At 71.6% G+C, this 22,132-nt stretch carries 20 protein-coding genes; 12 read left to right on the top strand and 8 right to left on the bottom strand.

Features of this window, described 5'->3' with window-relative positions; all coding sequences use genetic code 11:
- The first annotated feature begins 659 nt into the window (after positions 1–659).
- Positions 660–1,874 (top strand): right-handed parallel beta-helix repeat-containing protein, encoded by a 1,215-nt coding sequence (locus Ari01nite_RS30230; RefSeq protein WP_239163153.1) that lies wholly within the window; start codon positions 660–662, stop codon positions 1,872–1,874.
- On the opposite strand, the gene Ari01nite_RS30235 is transcribed toward Ari01nite_RS30230, so the two are convergent.
- A complete protein-coding gene (locus Ari01nite_RS30235) occupies positions 1,871–4,345 on the bottom strand; it encodes an HAD-IC family P-type ATPase (protein WP_239163154.1) in 2,475 nt (824 codons plus the stop codon). The genes Ari01nite_RS30230 and Ari01nite_RS30235 overlap by 4 nt on opposite strands.
- Before the next feature lie 847 nt (positions 4,346–5,192).
- Here Ari01nite_RS30235 and Ari01nite_RS30240 point away from each other — a divergent pair.
- The 10 genes from Ari01nite_RS30240 to Ari01nite_RS30285 all read left to right on the top strand — a co-directional run bounded on the left by Ari01nite_RS30240 (position 5,193) and on the right by Ari01nite_RS30285 (position 14,046).
- On the top strand, positions 5,193–5,633 hold the full coding sequence (locus Ari01nite_RS30240) for an SRPBCC domain-containing protein (RefSeq protein ID WP_203785623.1): 441 nt from the start codon (positions 5,193–5,195) through the stop codon (positions 5,631–5,633).
- On the top strand, positions 5,617–5,949 hold the full coding sequence (locus Ari01nite_RS30245) for an ArsR/SmtB family transcription factor (protein WP_203785624.1): 333 nt from the start codon (positions 5,617–5,619) through the stop codon (positions 5,947–5,949). Before Ari01nite_RS30240 ends, Ari01nite_RS30245 begins: the two co-directional genes overlap by 17 nt.
- A gap of 353 nt (positions 5,950–6,302) precedes the next feature.
- Positions 6,303–7,094 (top strand): DUF899 domain-containing protein, encoded by a 792-nt coding sequence (locus Ari01nite_RS30250; RefSeq protein ID WP_239163155.1) that lies wholly within the window; start codon positions 6,303–6,305, stop codon positions 7,092–7,094.
- Positions 7,095–7,242: 148 nt separating this feature from the next.
- Positions 7,243–8,454, top strand: coding sequence for a phosphodiester glycosidase family protein (locus Ari01nite_RS30255; RefSeq protein WP_203785625.1), 1,212 nt, complete (start codon positions 7,243–7,245; stop codon positions 8,452–8,454).
- An 18-nt stretch (positions 8,455–8,472) separates the two neighbouring features.
- The gene (gene thpR, locus Ari01nite_RS30260; RefSeq protein ID WP_203785626.1) at positions 8,473–9,039 is read left to right on the top strand and encodes an RNA 2',3'-cyclic phosphodiesterase; all 567 of its coding nucleotides are present in this window, start codon (positions 8,473–8,475) and stop codon (positions 9,037–9,039) included.
- 65 nt (positions 9,040–9,104) lie between these two features.
- On the top strand, positions 9,105–10,151 hold the full coding sequence (locus Ari01nite_RS30265) for an ABC transporter substrate-binding protein (protein WP_203785627.1): 1,047 nt from the start codon (positions 9,105–9,107) through the stop codon (positions 10,149–10,151).
- A 3-nt stretch (positions 10,152–10,154) separates the two neighbouring features.
- The gene (locus tag Ari01nite_RS30270; RefSeq protein ID WP_203785628.1) at positions 10,155–10,997 is read left to right on the top strand and encodes an ABC transporter permease; all 843 of its coding nucleotides are present in this window, start codon (positions 10,155–10,157) and stop codon (positions 10,995–10,997) included.
- Complete coding sequence (locus tag Ari01nite_RS30275; protein WP_203785629.1) at positions 10,973–11,698, top strand: ABC transporter ATP-binding protein; 726 nt, start codon at positions 10,973–10,975, stop codon at positions 11,696–11,698. Before Ari01nite_RS30270 ends, Ari01nite_RS30275 begins: the two co-directional genes overlap by 25 nt.
- Positions 11,695–13,017 (top strand): LLM class flavin-dependent oxidoreductase, encoded by a 1,323-nt coding sequence (locus tag Ari01nite_RS30280; RefSeq protein ID WP_203785630.1) that lies wholly within the window; start codon positions 11,695–11,697, stop codon positions 13,015–13,017. The genes Ari01nite_RS30275 and Ari01nite_RS30280 overlap by 4 nt, the downstream gene beginning before the upstream one ends.
- 3 nt (positions 13,018–13,020) lie before the next feature.
- On the top strand, positions 13,021–14,046 hold the full coding sequence (locus Ari01nite_RS30285) for an aldo/keto reductase (RefSeq protein ID WP_239163156.1): 1,026 nt from the start codon (positions 13,021–13,023) through the stop codon (positions 14,044–14,046).
- Here the strand turns inward: Ari01nite_RS30285 and Ari01nite_RS30290 are convergent.
- The 7 genes from Ari01nite_RS30290 to egtA form a co-directional block, all read right to left on the bottom strand.
- The gene (locus Ari01nite_RS30290) at positions 14,001–14,303 is read right to left on the bottom strand and encodes a hypothetical protein (RefSeq protein WP_203785631.1); all 303 of its coding nucleotides are present in this window, start codon (positions 14,301–14,303) and stop codon (positions 14,001–14,003) included. The genes Ari01nite_RS30285 and Ari01nite_RS30290 overlap by 46 nt on opposite strands.
- 71 nt (positions 14,304–14,374) lie before the next feature.
- Positions 14,375–15,121, bottom strand: coding sequence for an anti-sigma factor (locus tag Ari01nite_RS30295; RefSeq protein ID WP_203785632.1), 747 nt, complete (start codon positions 15,119–15,121; stop codon positions 14,375–14,377).
- Entirely contained in the window at positions 15,118–15,738 is a 621-nt protein-coding gene (gene sigK / locus Ari01nite_RS30300; protein WP_203785633.1) for an ECF RNA polymerase sigma factor SigK, read from the bottom strand. The genes Ari01nite_RS30295 and sigK overlap by 4 nt, the downstream gene beginning before the upstream one ends.
- 111 nt (positions 15,739–15,849) lie before the next feature.
- Positions 15,850–16,821, bottom strand: a complete 972-nt coding sequence (gene egtD, locus Ari01nite_RS30305) for an L-histidine N(alpha)-methyltransferase (protein ID WP_203785634.1) — start codon at positions 16,819–16,821, stop codon at positions 15,850–15,852.
- Positions 16,818–17,645, bottom strand: a complete 828-nt coding sequence (locus Ari01nite_RS30310; protein WP_203785635.1) for a class II glutamine amidotransferase domain-containing protein — start codon at positions 17,643–17,645, stop codon at positions 16,818–16,820. Before Ari01nite_RS30310 ends, egtD begins: the two co-directional genes overlap by 4 nt.
- Positions 17,645–18,943: an ergothioneine biosynthesis protein EgtB gene (gene egtB, locus Ari01nite_RS30315; protein WP_203785636.1), complete on the bottom strand. Its 1,299-nt coding sequence runs from the start codon at positions 18,941–18,943 to the stop codon at positions 17,645–17,647. The genes Ari01nite_RS30310 and egtB overlap by 1 nt, the downstream gene beginning before the upstream one ends.
- Positions 18,940–20,190, bottom strand: coding sequence for an ergothioneine biosynthesis glutamate--cysteine ligase EgtA (gene egtA, locus Ari01nite_RS30320; protein ID WP_203785684.1), 1,251 nt, complete (start codon positions 20,188–20,190; stop codon positions 18,940–18,942). Before egtA ends, egtB begins: the two co-directional genes overlap by 4 nt.
- A gap of 225 nt (positions 20,191–20,415) precedes the next feature.
- Between egtA and Ari01nite_RS30325 the strand changes: the two genes are divergently transcribed.
- Complete coding sequence (locus Ari01nite_RS30325) at positions 20,416–22,044, top strand: GGDEF domain-containing protein (protein WP_203785637.1); 1,629 nt, start codon at positions 20,416–20,418, stop codon at positions 22,042–22,044.
- The last annotated feature ends 88 nt before the right edge of the window (positions 22,045–22,132 follow it).

Here is a 22,132-nt window from a genome sequence, read left to right on the forward strand (position 1 = left end):
CTGCGGCCGCATGCCGGGACGGGCTTCCCACAGGCCGGGCGAGGTCCCGAACGGTGGCCGATCATCCCACCATGCGGAGTGACCGCGGGGACAAAAGGCGCGAAAGGCACCTATTCGGCGCAGAATCGTGGGGACAAATCGGAAGTAGTTGATTTCGGGTTCGCCCGTGACGCGAACTCTCCAACCTCGACCGGGCTGGCGCAACGGCGGTGGCGGCCGGGTGACGGTGGCGGTGTCGGCGGGATGGCAACAACGGTGGTGGGATGACGGCGGCGGCGCTCGCGACGGCGTTGACCGCGCTGGGGGATTTGTGCGTTCTGTCAGGCTGTGTCTGCCGTGGAAGGTCGCGGGCGGGGGTTTGGGCTGGCAGTGGCGGGTATGGGATCGGGGTGGGGCAAACCGGGACGAGAGAATCCATTGACACCCGTCCATATCCGGCGTAGTTTCCGCTGAGGAAAGCGCATTCCTGGGGTTCGGTAAGTGGTCCCCGGCCGGTCGGCGCCGGTCGGGGACTTGCCGTATCTGGACTTGCTGAACCTGGGGCGATCTCTGGCACCAGCCCGTGCCGGAGGCGACTGCGCTTGTTCCCGATGGCCTCTCGTGTGCGGCCCGTCTGCAGAACGGGGCCCGGGGTCCACAAGTGATGGGAAAAGGTATTGATGAAGGCAGTTGGTGGAGTCGTGCTCGCCGCGGTCCTGGTGGGCGGGGCAATGGTCGGCATGGCGGCGGGGGCCTCGGCAGACGTGGCAGACGAAGCGGCGAACCTGGCCGCGGCCGGCTACTACGTGGCGCCGAACGGCAACGACAGCAACGCGGGCAGCCAGGCGGCGCCGTTCGCGACCATTCAGAAGGCGATCAGCGTCGTCGCGGCCGGTGACTCGATCACCGTGCGGGGTGGCACGTACGCGCTGACCTCGAACATCCAGATCACCAAGAGCGGCACCTCGTCGGCGCCGATCACGCTGGCCGCCGCCGCGGGGGAGCGGGTGGTCATCGACGGTGAGGCGCTCGGTTACACGCCGGGGGCCGTGGGGTCGACGATCCCGGCGGCGCAGCGCGGGGCGATCCACATGGAGGCCTCCTACTGGAGGATCAGCGGCCTGGAGATCGTGCACGGGCCGTACGGCGTCTACTGCGCGAACTGCAACAACAACACGTTCGAGCGGCTGGTCACGCACGACAACTACGAGACCGGCTTCCAGCTGCAGAACAGCTCGGCGAACAACCAGATCATCAACCTGGACAGCTACCACAACCGCGACCCGCGCAAGAACGGCGAGAGCGCCGACGGCCTCGGGATCAAGGAGGGTTCGGGCAGCGGCAACGTGGTGCGCGGGGCCCGGCTGTGGAACAACATCGACGACGGGTTCGACGCGTACGCGTTCACCTCGCCGATCACGATCGAGGGCAGCATCGCCTACGGCAACGGCTACAACCGGTGGAGCATCCCGAACTTCTCCGGCGACGGCCAGGGCTTCAAGATGGGCGGCAGCGGCGGCGACGGGCCGGCGGCCAACCACACCGTCACCAACAGCATGGCGTTCGCGAACGCCGCGCACGGGTTCACCGACAACGGCAACACCGGCACGATCACGTTCAGCCGCAACACCGCGTACCAGAATGTCAAGACTGGTTTTGACGTCGACGGCGGCTCCACGTCGCGCCTGACCGCCAACCTCGCGATCAGCAACGCCACCGCGGTCGCGCTCGGCTCGTCGACGGCGAGCGGCAACTCGTGGAACATCGGCGGCACCTGGACGCCGGCCAGCACCGACCAGGGCACGATCACCGGGGCGCGCAACGCGGACGGCTCGATCCGCACGTCCAACTTCCTGGTGCCCAGCAACGGCCAGGCCGTCGGCGCCAAGATCTAAGTGACGCGGAGTTCGTCCAACCCCAGGAGCCGGTTCAAAAGCCGGAGGCGGTACGCGAGGCTCAGCGTCGCGAACCACAGGACCAGGGCGAACAGCACCACCGCGAACACCGGCCGGGACGGTCCGGCCAGTCCGAAGTAGGTGTAGAGCGCCGGTACGAACAGGACCGCGCCGAACGCGGCGACCAGCCCGCCCACCAGCAGCGTGGGCCGGCGGTCGTCGGTCGGCGCGGTCCACGCCGCGAAGAACCGGTTCGGCGGCGCCAGGAACAGGATCAGCACGAACGAGGCCAGGCAGAAGAACGTCGACAGCCCGGTCTGCGCGCCGATCGTCGCGGCCGCCGTGGTGAAGTCGGTGCCGCTGGCGTACCGCAGCCCGGTGTAGGCCTCGAACTCGCGGATCACGTCGGCCGGCGTCCGCCCCGAACTGAAGCCGAAGACTACGGCCTCGTACAGCACGGTGTAGACAGCCGTGCCGAACGACGCGGTCAGCACCGCCGCCGGAACCACAAAACCGGCGAGGTTGGCGAGCAGGTTCGGGTCCGGTTCCGCGGGCCGGGCCCACAAGGTCAAAAAGAAGGTGGGTACGCCTACCGTCAGTAGCGTGAGCCCGACCTGGGTGGGCGCGTACGGGAAACCCAGCCCCAGCATGGTGACCGTGAGAATCACCAGCCCCTGCGACGCGACCCGGGCCAGGAACACGTAGAGCGACAGCCCGATCCCGTTGATGATCCGCCGCCCCTCCTGCCGGGCCGGCCGCAGCGCCGCGAACGAGTCCTCCACCAGCACGATGTCGGCCACGTCCCGGGTGACCGCGCTGCCGCTGCGCATCGCCACCCCGACCTGGGCGCCCTTGAGCGCGCGGGCGTCGTTCACCCCGTCACCGATCATCGCGACGTAGTGCCGTTGCCGCCGCAGCGACCGCACGATCCGCTCCTTGTGCTCCGGCGCCACCCGCCCGAACACCGTGGTCCGCCGCACGACCCGGTCCAACTCCTCGTCGTCGAGGCCGTCGAGGACCGCACCGCTCACCGGCTCCCCGGTGTCCAGCCCGGCGCGTGCGGCGATCGCGGCCACCGTGCGCGGGTCGTCGCCGGAGAGCACCTTCATCGCCACGCCGTCGGCCCGCAGCTGCCGGATCGTGTCGCCGACCGCCGGCCGCAGTTCGTCGGCGAGCGCGACCAGGGCCACGGCTTCCAGCGCCGGCAGGGTGGGTTGTCCGGCTTCGTCGCGCAGTCGCGCGCCGTCGTGCACGGGCTTCGCCAGCAGCAGTACGCGCAGACCGCGCTCGGCCTGCTTGGCGACGACATCCTCGTGGGCGTCGGCTCGGAGTGCGTCTGGCGCGCCGAGTATCCACGTACCCCCCTCGGTTCTGACCCCCGACCAGCGCAAGCTCGACGCGAACGGCACCTCCTCGCGGACCTGGAGCGGATCGGCCGGAAAGGCCGCCGCGAGCGCCTGCGTGGTCAGGTTGGGCGTGCTGACACTCCGGGCGAAGGCGCCGAGGATGCGCTCCACCCCGGGGTGGCCCAGCGGCACGACCTCCTCGACGGTGAGCCGGCCGGTGGTGAGCGTGCCGGTCTTGTCGGTGCAGACCACGTCGACGTTGCTCACCGATTCGACGGCGTTGACCTGCTGCACCAGGGCGCCCGAGCGGGCGATGGTGGCCGCGCCGGCCGTGTAGGCGACGGCAATCAAAAAGAAGAGGCCGTACGGGACCAGCCCGCTCAGCACGGCGGTCGTCTGCACCACCCGCAGCACGCTGAACCCCTCGAGGGCGGCCTGCGCGAGAATCGCCCCGCTCATCAGCACCGTGAGCGCCATGACGAGGCGTACCAGAAAATCGATCCGGCGCTGCAGCGGCGTCTTGTCGGTGCTGGCCCGCCGGGCCTCCGCGGTGAGCCGCCCCGCGTAGCTGTGCGCCCCCACGTCCCGCGCCAGTTGATGCCCCGCGCCTGCCACGCACAGCGACCCCGACCGCAGCTCGTCACCGGCGTCCTTGGCGACCGGATCGGACTCCCCGGTGAGCAGCGACTCGTCGGCTTCCAGATGCCCGTCCAGCAGCGGCCCGTCCACCACGATCTGATCACCGGCCCGCACGTGGATGACGTCCCCGCGAACCACCCGCTCCGGCGTCTCGTCCACTTCCCGCCCGTCCCGGACGACCAGCACCGAGGCCCGCTCGAGCAGCTGAAGCCCGTCCAGCTTCCGCTTGGCCCGGATCTCCTGAGCCGCGCTGAGCACCGCGTTGAACAGCCCCAGCCCGACACTGATCAGGGCGTCGCTGTACCGCCCCATGGCCAGCAGAGCCGCACCGATGACAAACAGAATAATGTTGAAGAACGAGAAGACGTTGGTCCGCAAAATCTCCGCATACCCACGGCTATGACCACCAACGGCCGCGTTCGTCTCCCCACGCAGCCGCCGCCGCTCCACCGCGGCCGCCGAAAGCCCCACCCCGGTCAGGCTCATCCGGTCCCCACCCCTCCAATCCAACGCTACATGCGCATAAGTCGGATTTGGCGGGGTTGCCCGCCTGCGGCCGCGGCGGCGCTGCCCCGGCAGCTGCCCCTGGTTGCTGCCTCTGGTTGCTGCCTCTGGTTGCTGCCTCTGGTTGCCGCCCCTGGTCGCCGCCTGTCGTGGCCCGGCGTGCCCTCGTTGCGCGGTCTTCTCTCGTTGCCTGATTCGCCCCGGTCACCATCCCTCAATGCCCGGACGGGCCAGCGACTGGTTGCCGTTGCCGGCCACCGGCCCCGCCGCCGTACCCGGTCCGGCTCGTCTCCCAACCTCATCTCCATGAGCGCCCGCGTGGGTTGAAACCTTTCATGCGGCGGCGTTCCGCGGCAATCTGGCGAGCGGCGGTGCGGCGGTGCGGCGGTGCGGCGTGGCATGGCGGTGCGGCGGTGCGGCGGTGCGGCGGTGCGGCGGTGCGGCGGTGCGGCGGTGCGGCGGTGCGGCGTGGCATGGCGGTGTGGCGGGGCGGGCGGTGTGGCGGTGCGGTGCGGTGTGGCGGTGCGGTGTGGCGGTGCGGTGCGGTGCGGTGTGGCGGGGCGGGGCGGTGCGGCGGGCGGCGCGATCTAGTGGAGTTGCTGTTCGCTCGAACAGGAACTCGACGAGTTCGAGGGCTGCGGGCGGCGTACCGCTTGATCTTTCCGTTTTGGTGCGCTGGGTGAGCTCTAAATCGACAACGCTGCGAGTCGATGCCTCGCCTCGGGGCCGGCGGTGCGTGCTGCGATGGCCCCGGCTGGACGGGTTGACGCAACCGAGTGGTTGCTATAGTGTTTGTTGCAACTGAGTGGTTGCTATATAGGAGGCGGACATGGCATTTCCCGATCGGATCGAGCGGACTCTGGAGTTGGGGCACTCGCCGGAGAAGGTGTGGGCGGCGTTGACCACGGCGGAAGGGCTGGGGACGTGGTTCGGGCACAAGGCCGAGGTTGACCTGCGGGTCGGTGGGACGGCGAAGCTCACCTGGGACAGCGGGGACACCGCGACGCTGACCATCGAGCGGGTCGAGCCGCCCCGGGTGTTCGGGTACACGTGGTCGATCTACGGGCTGCCGGCGGACGACCCGCGCCGGACCTATGTGGAGTTCACGCTGGAGCCGTCGGGTGGCGGCACTACGCTGACCATGGTCGAGACCGGGTTCGCGCAACTGCCGGACACCGGGGAGCACAAGAAGGCCTTCGCGGGCAACACCGAGGGCTGGACGAACGAGTTGGGTGAACTGGTCGCGTACCTCGATGGACAAGCAGCCTGATCTGGAAGCCGTGGCCCAGGAGGTCTTCGCGGCCCTGGCCGACCCGAGCCGGCGGAGCATCCTGGCCGCCCTCGTGGCCGGGGGGCCGGCCACCGCCACCGACCTGGCCACCCAGCTGCCGATCACGAGGCAGGCCATCGCCAAGCACCTCGGCCTGCTGGTCGATGCGGGCCTGGTGGTAGCCGAACCGGGCGAACGGCGCCGCATCCGCTACCGCCTCGACTCGGCCCCGATGAAGGTCGCCCAACAGTTCCTGGCGGCCATGGCCCGCGACTGGGACGGCCCACTCGCCGCCCTCCAAGATCGCCTGAAGTAACCGCCGAGCCCTACCTTGAGGGCCCCGCCCCGATCTCGTCTGCGCACTCCTCCGCCCGAAAAAGAGTGATATTTCGGGTGAGGGGAGGCTCGGGCCCCGGGGCTGAGGTCGCTAAGCGAGGGCTCGGTGGGTGAGGGGTCGCTGGTGAGGGGTCGCTGGGTAGGGCTTCGCTGGGCCCGGTTGGCGAGGGCCATTGGGCGGAGGGCCGGCGGGTGCGGGCGCGGCGGGTAGCAGGTGTGGCGGGCGCGGCGGGTAACAGGTGCGGCGGGTGCGGGCGCGGCGGGTGGCAGGTGGTGGCGGGTGCGGGCCGGCGGGCAGAGGTGGGCCGGGCGGCGTAAATCGATAGATTGGCGATGGAGATGGAGATGGCTGGATTGCCGGAAATTGTCGGTCGGGAGGAATGGCTTCGGGCTCGTAAGGAGCTGTTGCTTCAGGAGAAAGAAGTCACCCGGGCGCGGGACCGGGTCAATGCCGCGCGGCGGCGGTTGCCCATGGTGCGGATTGATAAGCCGTACGTTTTTGACGGGGTGGACGGTGGCCGGAGTCTGCTCGACCTCTTTGACGGGCGGGAGCAGCTCGTCGTGCACCATTTTATGTTCGGGCCGGACTGGGACAACGCCTGCCCCAGCTGTTCCTCGGCGGCGGACGGGATCGGGAACCTGCGGCAGCTGCGGGCTCGGAACACCTCGCTGGTGGCGGTCTCGCGCGCGCCCTATCCGAAGATCGCGGCCTACCGGGAGCGGATGGGGTGGCAGTTTCCCTGGTATTCGTCGTACCGGAGCGATTTCAACTATGACTTCCACGCGACGCTTGATGACCGGGTGGCTCCAATACTTCTGCAATTCCGGACTGCTGAGGAGCTGACCGCCAACGGGACGCCCTGGACCGGCGGGCCGTGGACGCCGGACATGAACGGGTCGGAGCTGCCGGGGATCAGCGCGTTCCTCCGGGTCGGCGACGAGGTTTTTCACACCTATTCCACGTACGGCCGCGGAATTGAGGAGTTCCACAACGCCTACCCGTACCTGGATCTCACCGCTCTGGGCCGGCAGGAGGTCTGGGAGGAGCCCAAAGGGCGGGCCGAGCCGCTCGGGCTCCAGGTGGGCGGGCCGGGAATGCGGCTACCGGACGAGTACGACGCCTGAGCGTTCGCCGGCGATTCAGCGGTGCGCGGCGGGGATTTATCCTGGTCGTTGCGGTGATGTGCCGGATGGGCGGTAAGTCACCCAGAGTTGGCTGCGGCGTCGACCGGGCGCGGGCCGGGCGTTTCCCGGGCCACCGAGCGTATCGGTCATGTTCAATCAGCTGGTCGTGGCCGTCCTGCTCGTCAGCTCGCTGGCGCCGGCCGACAACCCGGACCTGCCACTCGGCGACGCCGGGCTGGCGGAGTCGCGGAGCACCGAGACCCTGGCGCGCGGCGTCACCCTCACCCGGATCGTGCGGGGGACCGCGCCCTCGCCCGCCGATCAGATCAACACGACGACCCGGGGACCGTGGCGGATCGCGGTGCTCACCATCGACCCCCGCGCCGCCCGGGGGCGGCTGCGGGCCACGTACGGGCCGGACCTGGGCGGCACCGAGACGGTGAGCGCGCTGGTCCGCGACGCCGGCGCGCTGGCCGGAGTGAACGCCTCGTTCTTCACCTTCTCCGCCCGCGCGGTGCACCAGGGCACCCCGGTCGGGCTGGGCCTGTTCGGCGGGCAGCTGCTCAGCGAGCCCACCGACGAGACCGGCGAGGTCCACCTGCTGATCGACGCGGCCACCAACCGGGTGACGGTCGGACGGCTCGGCTGGAGCGGCGACGTGCGGCAGCCGGCCACCGGCACCACGCTGCCGGTCACCACGATCAACGAGCCGCCGCTGGTGCCGGGCGGCTGCACCGGGGTCGCCGACCAGGCCACCTGCCCCGACCCGGGTCAGGTCGCCCGGATCACGCCCGAGTTCGCGGACCGGACCCCGGCCGGCCACGGTGCCGAGGTGGTGCTGGACCGGCGCGGCTGTGTCGTGCGTACCGCCAAAACCAGAGGGACCACCCTCGCGGCCGGACAGATCTCCCTGCAGGCCACCGGGGCCGGGACGGCCACCCTGGTGGCGATGGCCACCGGCTGCCTCACGCTCACCTCGGCGCTGACCGACCGCAACGGCGAGCGGTTCCCGCTCCGGGCCGGCCTGTACGGGGTGAACGGCCGCTACACGCTGATGGCCGGCGGCGCGATCGTGGTGCCGCCGGGCGACGACGCCTTCTTCGGCCGCAACCCGCGCACCATCGCCGGCACCACCGGGGACGGGCGGATCGTGCTGGCCACCATCGACGGCCGGCGCACCACCAGCGTCGGCACCACCCTGGACGAGACCGCGGCGGTGGCCCGCGCGCTCGGCCTGCACGAGGCGGTCAACCTGGACGGCGGCGGCTCCACCGCGATGGCGGTCCGCGGCACCCTGGTCAACCAGCCGGCCGGCAGCACCGAGCGCCCGGTCGGCGACGCGATCATCTGGGGCGACTGACCCGGGCAGAATGGGGGCATGAGACTGTTCGTCGCCGCCTACCCACCGGCCGAGGCGTGCGACGACCTCGCCGCGCGACTCGCCGGCCTGCACGTGATGCGGGCCGGCGAGCGCGGCGTGAACACCCGGCCGGCGCGGCGCGAGACCTGGCACGTGACGCTCGCGTTCCTCGGCGACGTGCCCGACGAGAAGGCGCCCCGGGCCGTCACCGCCCTCGAGCGGGCCGCCGCAGGCCCGCCTCCCACGCTGCGGCTGGCCGGCGGCGGGCGCTTCGGGCGGGGCCGGTTCACCATCCTGTGGGTGGGGGTGGACGGCGACCGGGACGGACTGGTCCGGCTGTCCCGCTCGGTGCGGCGCGAGCTCAAGCGGGAGCGGCTGCCGTTCGACGACCGGCCGTTCAAGCCGCACCTGACGATCGCGCGGCCGGGTGACCGGATCGACCGGGCCGAGGTCGAGGCGGACCGCGCCGACCTGGCCGCGTACGCCGGTCCGGAATGGCCGGTGAGCACCGTCGAGCTGATCCGCAGCCACCTTGGTCCCAATCCGTGGTACGAGCGCGTGGCCGGATATTCGCTGGTCAATTGAGGTCCACACTGGATCGTAACAGATGTCAACGCCTATTAAGCCGGTAGGCGTTATAGCTTTAGTCCATGACATCAGTGCCCGTCAATCGCCGCACCCTGCTCTCCGGGTTACTCGGCGTCACCGCACTCGGCCTGACCGCCGCGTGTGGCAACGATGCCGCCGGCGCCGGGCTCGCCGCCGCGGCACCGCTGCCCACCACGGTCTCGCCCGACACCGAACTCGTGATCTCCATCCACCTCACCCACGTCTCCCTGAAAACGTCCGGTGAGCTGGGCAAACTGCCGTTCAAGGTGCGCGACTGGCCGAACATCTCGGCCGGCCCCGACGTCATCCAGGCGTTCCGCGCCCGCTCGGTCGACCTCGCGTCCAACGCCGGCATTCCGCCGATCCAGGCCCAGGCCATCGACGTCCCGGCCAAGATCGTCGCAGTCCAGACCAAGCAGAAACCCATTTACACGTACGCGACGGCGCCCGGGACGCCCGTGCGGGCCATCACGGATCTGCGGGGCAAGAAGATCGGCTTCTCCCAGGGGCAGGCGCAGGGGCTGGTCGTGCTGCGGACCCTCAAGGAACAGGGCCTCAAGCCGAGCGACGTGCAACTGGTCGCGCTGCCCAGCACCAAGTTCCTGGTGGCGCTGCAGAGCAAGCAGATCGACATCGCACCGCTCGGCGAGCCGAGCCTGACCAAATACCTGACCGAGTACGCCAAGGACGGCGCGATCGGGATCCCGATGACCGCGGTCGACTACCTCACGATCCTGTGGGCGCCCGGCGAGGTGCTGGCCGACGCCGCCAAGGTCGCGGCCATCCGCTCGTTCATCCCGTTCTGGGCGAAGTCCAAGGTCTGGCAGCACGAGAACCAGGAGAAGTGGATCGACGCGTACTACGTGCAGGACCAGAACGTGAGTGCCGCCGACGGCAAGCGGATCGTCGACGCCGAGGACCAGCCGATCTTCCCGGCGAGCTGGGACAAGGCGGTGGCCTGGCAGCAGGAATCCGCCGACCTGCTGGTCGAGGGCGGCTTCATCAAGCCGATCAAGGCCGAGGACCTGTTCGACCGCCGCTTCGAGAACATCGCGTCCGAGTCCGTGCCGGCCGCGTACCGGGAGTGACCGATGGCCATCAACACGCTTCCCGCGGCGCTGCGGCCGCGCACCCTCGCCCCGCCGGCGCCGCGGTCCCGCCGCCGGCTCGGCCCGGGAAAGCACATCCCGTACGGGCGGGCCATCGGTCCCGTCCTGATCATCGCCCTCTGGTCGGCCGCCTCGGCCACCGGCCTGCTGGACCCCCGGATGCTGTCCGCGCCGTGGACCGTGGTGAGCACGGCCGGCGACCTGATCGCCACCGGTGACCTGCAGCGCAACGTGCTGGCCTCGCTGGAGCGGGCGCTGATCGGCTTCGTGATCGGCGGCGTCATCGGCACCGCACTGGCCATCGCGGCCGGGGTGAGCCGGCTCGGCGAGGCGTTCATCGACGGCCCGGTGCAGATCAAGCGGGCCATCCCGACCATCGGCCTGATCCCGCTGCTGATCCTCTGGCTCGGCATCAACGAGACCTTCAAGATCGTGCTGATCGCCATCGCGGTCGCGGTCAACATGTACATCCAGGTGTTCGCCGGGCTGACCGGCATCGAACACCGCTACGTCGAACTCGCCGAGGTACAGGGCTACCGCCGCTGGGAGTTCCTGCGGCACGTGGTGTTCCCCGGTGCGCTGCCCGGCTTCTTCGTCGGCCTGCGCCTGTCGGTCACCGCGTCCTGGCTGATCCTGATCACGGTCGAACAGATCAACGCGCTGAGCGGCGTCGGCTACATGATGTCCCAGGCCCAGCTGTACGCGCAGACCGACGTGATCGTGGTCGGCCTGGTGGTCTACGGCATCTTCGGCTACTCCTCCGACCTGTTCATCCGCCGAGTCGAACGGAGGGTGCTGTCATGGCGCCGCACGCTGACCAGCTGACCGGCGAGGGCGTCCGGATCCGGAGCCTCACCCGCCGGTTCGGTACCCACCTCGTGCTCGACGGCGTCGACCTGGAGATCGCGTCCGGCGAGTTCGTGGCGCTGCTCGGGCGCAGCGGTTCGGGCAAGAGCACCCTGCTGCGGGCGCTGGCCGGGCTCGACCACGACGTGGCCGGCGACGGCGACCTGGTGATCCCGGAACGCGTCTCGGTCGTCTTCCAGGACTCCCGGCTGCTGCCCTGGCGTCGCGTACTCCCGAATGTGATCTTGGGTCTTCGGGCCGCCGACGCCCGGAACCGTGGCCTGCGCGCGCTCGCCGAGGTGGGCCTCGAGGGCCGGGACCGGGCGTGGCCCAACCAGCTGTCCGGCGGCGAGCAGCAACGCGTCGCGCTGGCCCGCTCCCTGGTCGGTGACCCGCAGCTGCTGCTGGCCGACGAGCCGTTCGGCGCGCTCGACGCGCTCACCCGGATCCGCATGCACGACCTGCTGCGCGACCTGTGCAAACGGCACCGGCCCGCGGTGCTGCTGGTGACCCACGACGTGGACGAGGCGGTCCAGCTCGCCGACCGGATCGTGGTGCTCGACAACGGGCGGATCGCGGTGGACGTACGCCCGCACCTGCCGGAACCACGCACCCACCGCGACCCGGCCTTTCAAGAAACCCGTGAACTGCTGCTCAAGGCGCTGGGAGTCGCATCATGACCAGGCAACTGCACCTCAACGCGTTCCTGATGACCGTCGGTCACCACGAGGCGGCGTGGCGGCTGCCGGAGAGCGACCCGTTCGCGCACATCGACGTGCGGCACTACCAGGAGCTGGCCCGGACGGCCGAACGCGGACGGCTCGACTCGCTGTTCCTGGCCGACAGCCCGGTGCTCTGGAACAGCATCGGGCGCCGTCCGGCGGGCGGCCTCGAACCGACCGTGCTGCTCACCGCGCTGGCCGGCGTCACCCGGCACATCGGGCTGATCGCGACCGCGTCGACCACGTACAACGAACCCTTCAACCTGGCCCGCCGGTTCGCCTCGCTCGACCACATCAGCGGCGGCCGGGCCGGCTGGAACGTGGTGACGACGGCCGGCCTGGACGCGGCCCGCAACTTCAACCTGGACGAGCTGCCCAGCCATCGGGACCGCTACGAGCGGGCCGCCGAGTTCATCGACGTGGCCCGCAAGCTCTGGGACAGCTGGGCGGACGACGCCCCGCTCGGCGACAAGGCGAACGGCCGCTGGGGCGACGATTCCAAGATCCACCCGGCCGGGCACGTGGGCCGCTTCTTCAAGGTGGCCGGCGCGCTGAACGTGCCGCGCTCGCCGCAGGGCCATCCGCTGCTGGTGCAGGCGGGTTCGTCGGCCGACGGCAAGGAACTGGCTGCGAAGTACGCCGACGCGGTGTTCACCGCCCAGCAGACCCTGGAGGAGGCGCAGGCGTTTTACGGCGACCTGAAGCGGCAGGCCCTGGCGGCCGGCCGCGACCCCGACCACATCAAGATCCTGCCCGGCATCGTGCCCGCGATCGGCGCCACCGAGCGGGAGGCGCTGGCCCTGGAGGAGGAGCTGGACCGCCTGATCAAACCGGAGTACGCGCTCAGGCAGCTCGCCGACACGTTGCGGGTGTCGCCGGCCGACCTCCAGCTGGACCGCCAGCTGCCCGCGGACCTGCCGGCCGAGGACGAGATCGAGGGCGCGAAGAGCCGCTACACGCTGATCGTCGAGCTGGCCCGGCGCGAGCAGCTCACCGTGCGCCAGCTGATCGGCCGGCTGGGCGGCGGCCGGGGGCACCGGACCTTCGCGGGTACGCCGGAACAGGTGGCCGACGCCTTGCAGCACTGGTTCGAGAACGGCGCCGCCGACGGCTTCAACATCATGGCGCCGGTGCTCCCGTCCGGGCTGACCGCCTTCGTCGACCACGTGGTGCCGATCCTGCAGAGCCGCGGCCTGTTCCGCACCGAGTACTCCGGAAACACCCTGCGCGAGCACTATGGACTCGCCCGCCCCGCCGTGATCCTCGAAGGAGCCTGACCTGTGGTCGACTACCGCCCGTTCGGACGCACCGGCGTCCAGATCAGCACCCTGACCCTGGGCGCGATGAACTTCGGCGCCCGCGCCAACGCCGACCACGAGGACGGGATCCGGATCATCCACCGGGCCCTGGACGAGGGCGTCAACGCCATCGACACGGCCGACGTCTATTCGCAGGGCGAGAGCGAGGAGATCGTCGGCAAGGCGCTGAAGGGCCGGCGCGACGACGTCTTCCTGGCCACGAAGGTGCACGGCCAGATCGGCGAGGGCCGCAACACGAGGGGGAACTCGCGCCGCTGGATCATCACCGAGGTCGAGAACAGCCTGCGCCGGCTGGGCACCGACTGGATCGACCTCTACCAGATCCACCGCCCCTCGCCGGACACCGACTTCGACGAGACCCTGGGCGCGCTCAGCGACCTGGTGCACAGCGGAAAGGTCCGCTACCTGGGCACCTCGACGTTCGAGCCGTCCGCCATCGTCGAGGGCCAGTGGATCGCCGAACGCCGCAACCGGGAGCGAGTGGTCAGCGAGCAGCCGCCGTACTCCATCCTGGCCCGGGGCATCGAACGGGAGGTGCTGCCGGTCGCCCAGCGGTACCACCTGGCGGTGCTGCCGTGGAGCCCGCTGGCCGGCGGTTACCTGTCGGGCCGGTATCGCCCGGGCCACACCGCGCCGTTGTCCGCCCGAGCCGAACGTTTCCCCGCGCGTTACGACCACACCCGTCCCGAGAACGCCCCGAAGCTGGCCGCCGTGGACCAGCTCACCCAGCTGGCCGCCGAGGCCGGGGTGTCGCTGATCCACTTGGCGTTGGCCTTCGTGCTCAACCATCCCGCGATCACGTCGGCCATCATCGGCCCGCGCACCCTGGAACACCTGGAATCCCAGCTGGGCGCCACCAAGGTCACCCTGACCCGGGACGTCCTCGACCGCATCGACGAGATCGTCCCGCCCGGCGTGAACCTGAACGGCGCCGACGGCGGCTACCAGCCACCTTCGATCACCGACAGCGCAACGCGGCGGCGCTGACTCCCGGCTTCTCCTCCCCTGGTGTCCACCAGGCGGGTGCCGTCTTCGGTACGGGCCCGGGGGTCGAGGGTCCGCCGGGCGTCGCGGCATGGTGGCCGGGTGGGGGCGTTGCCCATGCGTTCGCGGGCCTCGGCCGGGGCGGCGGCGGGATGGGCGCGGCCTGCCTGGGTGCGTGGTTGCGTGGTGGAATGGCAGGCGGACAGGGACAGAGTGACCGCCGCGACGGTCAGCGCGGCGGTCAGGTGTGGAACGCGCATGGTTCGTACCCCTTCTCCCCGGAATCGACACCGGTGATTCGATGCGAACCATGCGCGGGATTGGTGGGTGCTCAGATCAACGGCACCTCGGCGGACAGCGGGGACGTGGGCTGGGGGGAGCCACCGGGCGGCTCTACGGTCACGCCTACACCGGTGGACTGGGGGAGGCCGCGGACCAGCTTCATGGCGGCGGTCTGGCCGGGGGGCAGGGCGCCCTGGGAGGTCGCGCCGGCCGGGGTGATCGTCCAGAGTTGGTAGACCTTGTCGCCGGCGGGGGTGGACGCGGCGGCCAGCATGATGACGCCGGCGTTCTGGAGTTCGGAGGAGGCTACGGTGACGCGGCCGCCGCCGGTGACGTCGTCCTCGCGGAGCACCAGGTCGGGCGAGCCCAGCACGGCGCGGGTGAGGGCCTCGTCGGCGCGCGCGGCTGCCACGTTCGCCTGCTCCGTGCGTACCCGCTGATCTTGAATGACATAGACGGCCGTGGCGGCCCCCGAAGCAGCGAGCACGACGGCGGCCGCGGCGGAAACGAGGCGCAGACGGGACCGGCCGGGAGCGGGAACGGGCGAAGGGGCGGCCGGCGAAATGGGGGCTGTCTGGCGAGTTGTGGTGATCGCCGAGAGAACGTTGTCGCGCAGCCGGGGCGGCGGGACCGACCAGGCGCCGTCGGCCAGCCGGGCGGTGGTCTCCCGCAACTCGTCGACCTCGGTGCGGCAGGCCTCGCAGTCGCGCAGGTGGCGGTCGACGGCGGCGCGTTCGAGATCGGTCACGGCGTCGAGCACGTACGCCCCCACCATGGTGTGCACGTCGGCGGTCATGCCCGCACCTCCGCTCCCAGGCAGTCCCGCAACCGGATCAGACCATCCCGCATCCGCGTCTTGACGGTGGGCAGGGGCGCGCCGAGCAACTCGGCGACCTGCGGGTAGGTGTGACCCTGGTAGTAGGCGAGCGTGACGGCCTGGCGCTGCAACTCGGTGAGGTCGTGCAGGCAGCGGCGCACCTGCTGACGCTCGAGCCGGCCGGACACCTCGTCGGCGACCGAGTCGTACGGCGTATCCACGGAAGCGGTGCCCACGAAGACCATCCGGTCGTTGGCCGCCTGCTCGGACCGGACCCGGTCGACCGCCCGGCGGTGCGCGATCGTGCAGATCCACGAGAGCGCCGACCCACGCGCCTGATCGAACCGCGCGGCCGTCCGCCACACCTCGACCAGAACCTCCTGGGCGACCTCCTCGGCCTGCGCCGGATCGCGCAGCACCCGGCGGATCAGCCCGTAGACCCGCGGCACCACCTGGTCGTAGAGCTTCCCGAACGCCTGCTCGTCCCCGCGCGCCACCGCTCGCAGCAGCTCGCCCGGGTCATCCGGCGCCGCGGGAGCCGGCTCGGGCACCGCCGAGAGGTGCTCCGCCCGGCGGCTGGTGCCGCGCTCCACCATGGGTTCCGCCCTTCGCCATGCTGTTCCTGTTACGTGCGGTTCGGAGCTCAGCGCACGCCGGATGGGTGGATTTTCTGGTACGGGGGTGCGGGGCCGGGTCAGGTTGCTCGGTCAGGTGGCTCGGGCCAAGGAGACGGCGAACAGGTTGTCGGGGTCGGTCCACCAGTGGTCGAGGGTGAAGCCGGCCTCGGTGAGTTCGTATTCGACGCCGGCGCGGTGGAACTTGGCGGAGACCTCGGTTCTCAGTTCCTCGCCGGCGGCGAAATCGACGGTCAGGTTCAGGTCGGGGATGGTTACGCGCATGGGCCAGCGGGCCCGCAGGCGCATTTCGATCCAGTTCTGGTCGGGGTTCCAGAGGGCGACGTGGGCGAAGCCGTCCAGGTCGAAGTCGGCGTTCAGGCTCTGGTTGAGCACGCGCAGCACGTTGCGGTTGAAGTTGGCGGTCACGCCCTGGGCGTCGTCGTAGGCGGGGACCACCACTCGGGGGCTTTTCACCAGGTCGGTGCCCAGGAGCAGGTGTTCGCCGACGTCCAGCACCGCGCGTACATCGGCCAGGAAAGCGGCGCGCTCGGCGGGCACCAGGTTGCCGATGGTGCCGCCCAGGAAGGCGATCATCCGGTCGGTGCCGGACGGCAGGTGCTTCAGGTGGCGGGTCATGTCGCCGACGATGTTGTGGACGCGGAGGCCGGGGTAGTCGGTGGCTATTCTCGCGGCGGCGGCCTCCAGTGCGCTGGGGGAGACATCCATGGGCACGAACGCCGTGAGCGTGCCCGCGGTCGTGAGGGCGTCCAGCAGCAGGCGGGTCTTGGTCGAGTAGCCGGAGCCCAGTTCGAGCAGGGTGCGGGCACCGGTGTGCCGGGCTATGTCGGCGGCGCGGGCCTGGAGGATCTTTCGTTCGGTACGGGTCGGGTAGTACTCGGGCAGTTCGGTGATCTGCTCGAAGAGTTCGCTGCCGCGGGCGTCGTAGAACCACTTCGGCGGCAGCCACTTCGGGGTGGCGGTCAGGCCGGTCAGGACGTCGGCCCGGAGGGTGCGGGCCAGGTCGTCGGCGTCGAGATGGACTTCGAGCGCGGGCGCGTTCATAGAACTCCCAGGGTCGTGAGGGCGACGTCGCCGGCCGTGGCGGTGAGCAGGGTCCGGTCGGGGACCGCGCGCCAGCCGGGGTCGTCGTCGAGGGGCTCGGAACTGACCAGCACGGAGCCGGCGCCCGAGAAGACCGAAAGCGCATGCCCGGCGGTGGTCGCGACCAGCGAGACCCCGTCGGTGAGAAGCAGGTTGAGCCGCGAGCCGGGCGCGGCCCGCTCGACCTCGGCGACCGTGTCCCGGACCGCCTCGGCCGGCGCGGCGCCGGCCCGCAACCGGTCGCGGACCAGCAGCCAGAGCAGCGCCGAGTCGGTCGGCGCCGGCAGCGTGAGCAGATCGGTCACCGGCAGCGCGCCGGCCAGCTTGGCCACCGACCCGGGCCAGCCCGCGACGACGCCGTTGTGGCTGAACAGCCACGGCCCGTCCCCGAACGGCGCCGCCGCCGGCTCCGCCACGGGCATGCCGACCGTCGCGCTGCGCACCGCCGCCAGCACCGCCCCGGCCGTCACCGAAGCGGCCAGCCGGGGCAGGGTGGCGTCACTCCACAGCGGAGTGTCCCGCCGGTAGAGCACCGGAACCGGCCCGCCCGAAGGAGGCCCGCCCGAAGGAGGCCCGCCCGAAGGAGGCCCGCCCGGAGCAGTGGCGGCCGGAGCAGGGGCGGCCGGTGCTGGATACCAGCCCACGCCGAAGCCGTCGGCGTTGACGGTGCCGCCGCCGCGCATGTCGGTGGGGGACCAGGACTGGTGGGACAGGGCGTGCGGTGGGTCGAACAGCAGGTGGGACAGGGGGATCGGTGGGCCCAGGTAGGCCAGGTGGCGGCACATCAGGCCGTCCGGGCGCAGCGGAAACCGCTGAAGATCTGCCGGCGGATCGGGTAGTCCCAGTTGCGGAACGTGCCGCGGCAGGCCGCCTGGTCGGTGCCGAACGAGCCGCCGCGCAGCACCTTGTAGTCCGGGCCGAAGAAGACCTCGGAATACTCCCGGTAGGGGAACGCGGTGAAGCCGGGATAGGGGTGGAAGTCGGTCGACGTCCACTCCCAGGTGTCGCCGATCAGCTGGTGGACACCCAGCGGGGAGGCCCCGGCCGGGAAGGCGCCGGCGGCCGCGGGGCGCAGGTGGGCCTGGCCCAGGTTGGCGTGTGCGGCGGTGGGTGGGTCGTCGCCCCAGGGGAAGCGCCGGGACCGGCCGGTCGCCGGGTCCCAGCGGGCCGCCTTTTCCCACTCGGCCTCGGTGGGCAGCCGCTTGCCGGCCCACGCCGCGTAGGCCTCGGCCTCGTGGTAGCAGACGTGCACGACCGGTTCCTCGCCGGTGATCCGGGTGGTGCGGCCGAACTGCGTCGCCAGCCAGCCGTCGCCGTCGCGCTGCCAGTGCTGCGGTGCGGTCAGGCCGGCCGCCTGGCGGTGATCCCAGCCGGCCGTGCTCCACCAGTGCGGGTCGTCGTAGCCGCCGGCCTCGATGAAGGCCGCGTACTCGGCGTTGGTCACGGCGGCCCGGTCGATCCAGTACGCCGGGACGTCGGCCTGGTGGGCCGGCCGCTCGTTGTCGAGGGCCCACGCCTCGGTGCTCGTGCCCATCGTGAACGGGCCGGCCGGGATCAGGACCTCGCCGGTCACCGGTGCGGCGGGCGCGGGCGGCGGCGGCGCGTTGAGCACCGGCGCGCCGGCCCGCAGCTGGTGGGTGGCCAGCATGGTCTCGTCGTGCTGCTGCTCGTGTTGCACGATCATGCCGAACGCGAACGCCCGGTCGACCAGCGGCGAGCCCTCGAGCGGGGCGTGGTCGAGCACGTCGAGAACCTTGTCGCGGACCGTGGCGACGTACTTCCGGGCCTCGCCGGGCCCGAGCAGCGGCAGCGCGGGGCGGTTGCTCCGGGCGTGCTTGAACGCGTCGTACAGCTCGTCGATGTCGCGGCGTACCGGCTCGCGGCCGCCCACGTCGCGCACCAGCCAGAGCTCCTCCTGGTTGCCGACGTGGGCCAGATCCCACACCAGCGGGGACATCAGCGGCGAGTGCTGACGGGTGAGGTCGCCGTCGTCCACCGCCTCGGTGAGCAGTGTGGTGCGGTCGCGGGCCCGGCCCAGCTCGGCGGCGACCAGGTCGCGCAGCCGGTCGGTCTGATAGGTCATCTCGGCTCCTCGGCGGCTGAGGTGGCGGTGGCGTCGCGCAGGCGCCGGTGGACGGTCGCGATGACGTGCTCGCGGACGGCGCCGGGCAGCGCCGGGTCGAGGCGGCTCAGGGCCAGGTGGGCCAGGGCCTCGGCGGCCCGCCGCAGCGGGCGGTCGGCAAGACCCAGGCGGTACGCCTCGGGCCAGCGCCCGGCCACCGGGGCCGTCACCTCGAGGACCGCCTCGGCGGCCGGCTTGTCGGCGAGCAGCGCGGCGACCACGGCGACCGGCACGATCCAGTCGGCGCCGGGCTGGCAGTCGAGGTAGCGCACCTCGAGATACCCCCGTGGGCGGACCGGCGGGAACAGGGTGCTCAGGTGGTAGTCGACGTCGTCGGCGGTGGGGGCCGAGGGCAGCGCGCCGTGCACCCAGTCGCACAGGGTGAGCCCGGGCGGCGGATCCCAGCACTCGCCGTCGCGCCGCAGGCACAGCAGCGGCGCGGCCAGCGCGTACCGGGCCCAGGTCGCGGCCGGATCGCCGGGCGGGCCCACCGGCGGGTGGGTGAGCCGCCGGTCCATCGCCCACCAGGCGGCCATCCGGGCGGAGGCCAGTCCGGTGTCGCGGCCGGCGTGCCGGCGCGAGTTGGCGAAGAGGGCGATCAGCGGGGGACCGGCCTCGTGCACCGCCCGCCAGCGCAGCGGTATCTCGCCGGCCGGACCGGCGTCGAGGCAGACCTGCAGGCCCGCGGTGCTGCACATCATGGTGCGGCCGTCCCGGCCGCGCGCGTCGAACACCCGCTCCATGGCCGCGTAGCGCGGGGTGTGCAGCAGGCGGCGGGGTGGCCGGTGCGGATCGATGCCGTGTGCGCCGAGGGCGAGGCCGGCGGCCCCGAGGAGGGCGGTGAGATGGCCGAGGCCGGCGCTGACGGCCGTGTGCAACTCGGCGAGAGAGGCCGCGGGGGCCGAGGAGATTTCCAGTTGCCCGCCGGGCTCCATGGTGAGCCGGGCATCCCCGGGAAGGGGATCGGGCGGATCGTTGGTCGGATCGAGAACGGCCGGTGCGTGCCGGCCCAGTGCGTGCCGCACGGTGGCGGCGTCGAGCGGCGCGTCGGGCGCCGCGGCGTGGTGGAGGGTCCACTCCAGCTCGGCGCCGACGCGGGCGGGCGGGCCGGTCTTGAAGCAGATGGCGCGGATGTGCGCCTCCACGTCCTCCTGGGAGCGCAGCCTGCGGCTGGTGACCGCGGCGGCGTCATGGTCGAGCGTCGTCATCAGTCCCGACTCCAAAGTCGTCACGAAACGTAGGCTCCCGGTTACGAGATCGCACCTTACGGTGGGGGTGCGACAAAGTCGGGAATCGGCAGCCTGGGTCCCGGTCGGCAGGTGGCCCTTTTCCAGGAATTTCTCCGTAATAGTGAGCTGTGTCACTAAAAGTCGGGAAGGTCGAAGCGGGCGCCGAGGATCCCCGCATCTGCTAGAAAGAGTCGCGGGGGGCCGATGACCAGCGACGAGATCATCGCGCGCGCCGAGGTCGACGGCCTGCCGGCAGATCGCCTCGCCGCTCGTGCACTGGCCCACACCTTGATCGAGCTGACCCAGGTGGCGCCCCGCCCCGACCTGGTGCGGCGGCTCACCGCCGAGGCGCGCGACCGCGGCTGGCACGAGGTCCTCGTGCAGTTCGTGCACTGCCAGCTGATCACGTACAGCCTCGACGGCGCGGGCCAGGACGCGATCCGGCAGTGCTCGGACGTCATGCTGGCCGCCGCCGAGGCCTCGGCCGACGAGATCCAGATCGGGCTCGCGCTCGCCGCGCGGGCGCTGTTCCTGGTCGAGGCGCCCCGGCCGGAGGCGCTCACCCAGGACTTCGGCGAGCTGCTCGGGCGCGCGGTGGCGATGCTCGACGACACCATGGCGGCCGACGCCGCCGGGCTCGGCCCGCGGGCGATCGAGCTGCCCATGGCGTACGTGGAATGTGGTCAGGCTTTTCACCGCATGGCGCTCTGGGAGCTCGAGGAGGAGATGTACGCGAAGGCAGCCGCCGCCCAGGAGCTGCCGCTGCCCCCGCTGCTGCGCCCGCTCAAGGCGCTCACCGCCCGGGTCCTGGTGATCAACCGCCTGGAGGGCGCCACCGCGATGGCCTGCGCGCTGTTCGAGATCGGCGAGCGCGAGGCGGCCCGCTACGTGGCCACCGCCGCGGTCCGGCCCACCCCGGCCGAGCGCGCCGACCTGCCGCCCATCTGGGGCTGGGAGGTGAGCGCGCTGGAACACCTGCTGGACACGGTCGCCGGGGTGGCACCGGACGCCGAGCCGGACGGCCTGGTCGGGCGGCTGGCCAACAGCACCTGGCCGGGCTACAAGGCGTGCCTCTGCCTGGCCTCGGCGATCCGCGCGCACGACCGGGGTGACGTCGCCGCCGCGGCCCGGCACGCCGACGAGGCGGTCCGCCTGCTCGACGACTACAAGCCCAGCTTCACCACGCTGGCCATGCACCTGGCCGCGCAGGCGTCCGACGACCGGGCGGCGCTGCGCTACGGCCGGCACCTGGCCGCGCTGCGCTGGGAGACCCGGCTCTCGGTGCTCGGCTCGGCCCGCTCCCGGCTGGCCGCGGCCCGGGTGCTGCGCCAGGGCGAGCAGCTCAACCGCCAGGCCTACCTGGACGCGCTCACCGGCTGCGCCAACCGGCACGCCGAGACCCGGCACCTGGCCCGGCTGCGCCGCCGCGACCCGGCCGACCGGCTGGTGGTGGTGCTGGTTGACGTCGACCACTTCAAGTCGGTCAACGACACGTTCGGGCACGCCGCGGGCGACGAGGTGCTGCGCGAGATCGGCACCGTGCTCCAGGCCGAGGTGCGCGCCGGCGACCTGGCCGTGCGCCGCGGCGGCGACGAGTTCATGCTGCTGGTCGACCTGCCGCCGGACGCCACCGTGCCGCTGATCGCGCCGGGCCTGGTGGCCGCCGTGTCCCGGCACGACTGGTCGGCGGTCGCGCCCGGCCTGCGGGTGGGTGTCAGCGCCGGGCAGGCGGCCGGACCGGCCCGCGAGGTGGACGACCTGATCCACGCCGCCGACCAGAATCTGTACCGGGCCAAGCACGCCGGCCGGGGGCAGGCCGTGGGCGCCGCCTGAGCCGTCCGGTTCATCGTCCGGCCGCCCGTCCGACAACTCCCGTTTGCCTGGTGGGGCCGCATCTGTCGCTCGAAGCGGGCACATTTCC

This window comes from Paractinoplanes rishiriensis, assembly GCF_016862375.1.
Lineage (GTDB): Bacteria > Actinomycetota > Actinomycetes > Mycobacteriales > Micromonosporaceae > Actinoplanes > Actinoplanes rishiriensis.

Bases quoted from the DNA above. Each gene is read 5' to 3' on its own strand.
- Ari01nite_RS30325 (WP_203785637.1), top strand. From the start codon at position 20,416: ATGACCAGCGACGAGATCATCGCGCGCGCCGAGGTCGACGGCCTGCCG.
- Ari01nite_RS30255 (WP_203785625.1), top strand. From the start codon at position 7,243: ATGTTCAATCAGCTGGTCGTGGCCGTCCTGCTCGTCAGCTCGCTGGCG.
- Ari01nite_RS30235 (WP_239163154.1), bottom strand. From the start codon at position 4,345: ATGAGCCTGACCGGGGTGGGGCTTTCGGCGGCCGCGGTGGAGCGGCGG.
- Ari01nite_RS30245 (WP_203785624.1), top strand. From the start codon at position 5,617: ATGGACAAGCAGCCTGATCTGGAAGCCGTGGCCCAGGAGGTCTTCGCG.
- egtB (WP_203785636.1), bottom strand. From the start codon at position 18,943: ATGACCTATCAGACCGACCGGCTGCGCGACCTGGTCGCCGCCGAGCTG.
- thpR (WP_203785626.1), top strand. From the start codon at position 8,473: ATGAGACTGTTCGTCGCCGCCTACCCACCGGCCGAGGCGTGCGACGAC.
- Ari01nite_RS30230 (WP_239163153.1), top strand. From the start codon at position 660: ATGAAGGCAGTTGGTGGAGTCGTGCTCGCCGCGGTCCTGGTGGGCGGG.
- Ari01nite_RS30310 (WP_203785635.1), bottom strand. From the start codon at position 17,645: ATGTGCCGCCACCTGGCCTACCTGGGCCCACCGATCCCCCTGTCCCAC.
- Ari01nite_RS30290 (WP_203785631.1), bottom strand. From the start codon at position 14,303: ATGCGCGTTCCACACCTGACCGCCGCGCTGACCGTCGCGGCGGTCACT.
- Ari01nite_RS30265 (WP_203785627.1), top strand. From the start codon at position 9,105: ATGACATCAGTGCCCGTCAATCGCCGCACCCTGCTCTCCGGGTTACTC.
- Ari01nite_RS30270 (WP_203785628.1), top strand. From the start codon at position 10,155: ATGGCCATCAACACGCTTCCCGCGGCGCTGCGGCCGCGCACCCTCGCC.
- Ari01nite_RS30240 (WP_203785623.1), top strand. From the start codon at position 5,193: ATGGCATTTCCCGATCGGATCGAGCGGACTCTGGAGTTGGGGCACTCG.
- egtA (WP_203785684.1), bottom strand. From the start codon at position 20,190: ATGACGACGCTCGACCATGACGCCGCCGCGGTCACCAGCCGCAGGCTG.
- Ari01nite_RS30250 (WP_239163155.1), top strand. From the start codon at position 6,303: ATGGAGATGGAGATGGCTGGATTGCCGGAAATTGTCGGTCGGGAGGAA.
- sigK (WP_203785633.1), bottom strand. From the start codon at position 15,738: ATGGTGGAGCGCGGCACCAGCCGCCGGGCGGAGCACCTCTCGGCGGTG.
- Ari01nite_RS30280 (WP_203785630.1), top strand. From the start codon at position 11,695: ATGACCAGGCAACTGCACCTCAACGCGTTCCTGATGACCGTCGGTCAC.
- egtD (WP_203785634.1), bottom strand. From the start codon at position 16,821: ATGAACGCGCCCGCGCTCGAAGTCCATCTCGACGCCGACGACCTGGCC.
- Ari01nite_RS30275 (WP_203785629.1), top strand. From the start codon at position 10,973: ATGGCGCCGCACGCTGACCAGCTGACCGGCGAGGGCGTCCGGATCCGG.
- Ari01nite_RS30295 (WP_203785632.1), bottom strand. From the start codon at position 15,121: ATGACCGCCGACGTGCACACCATGGTGGGGGCGTACGTGCTCGACGCC.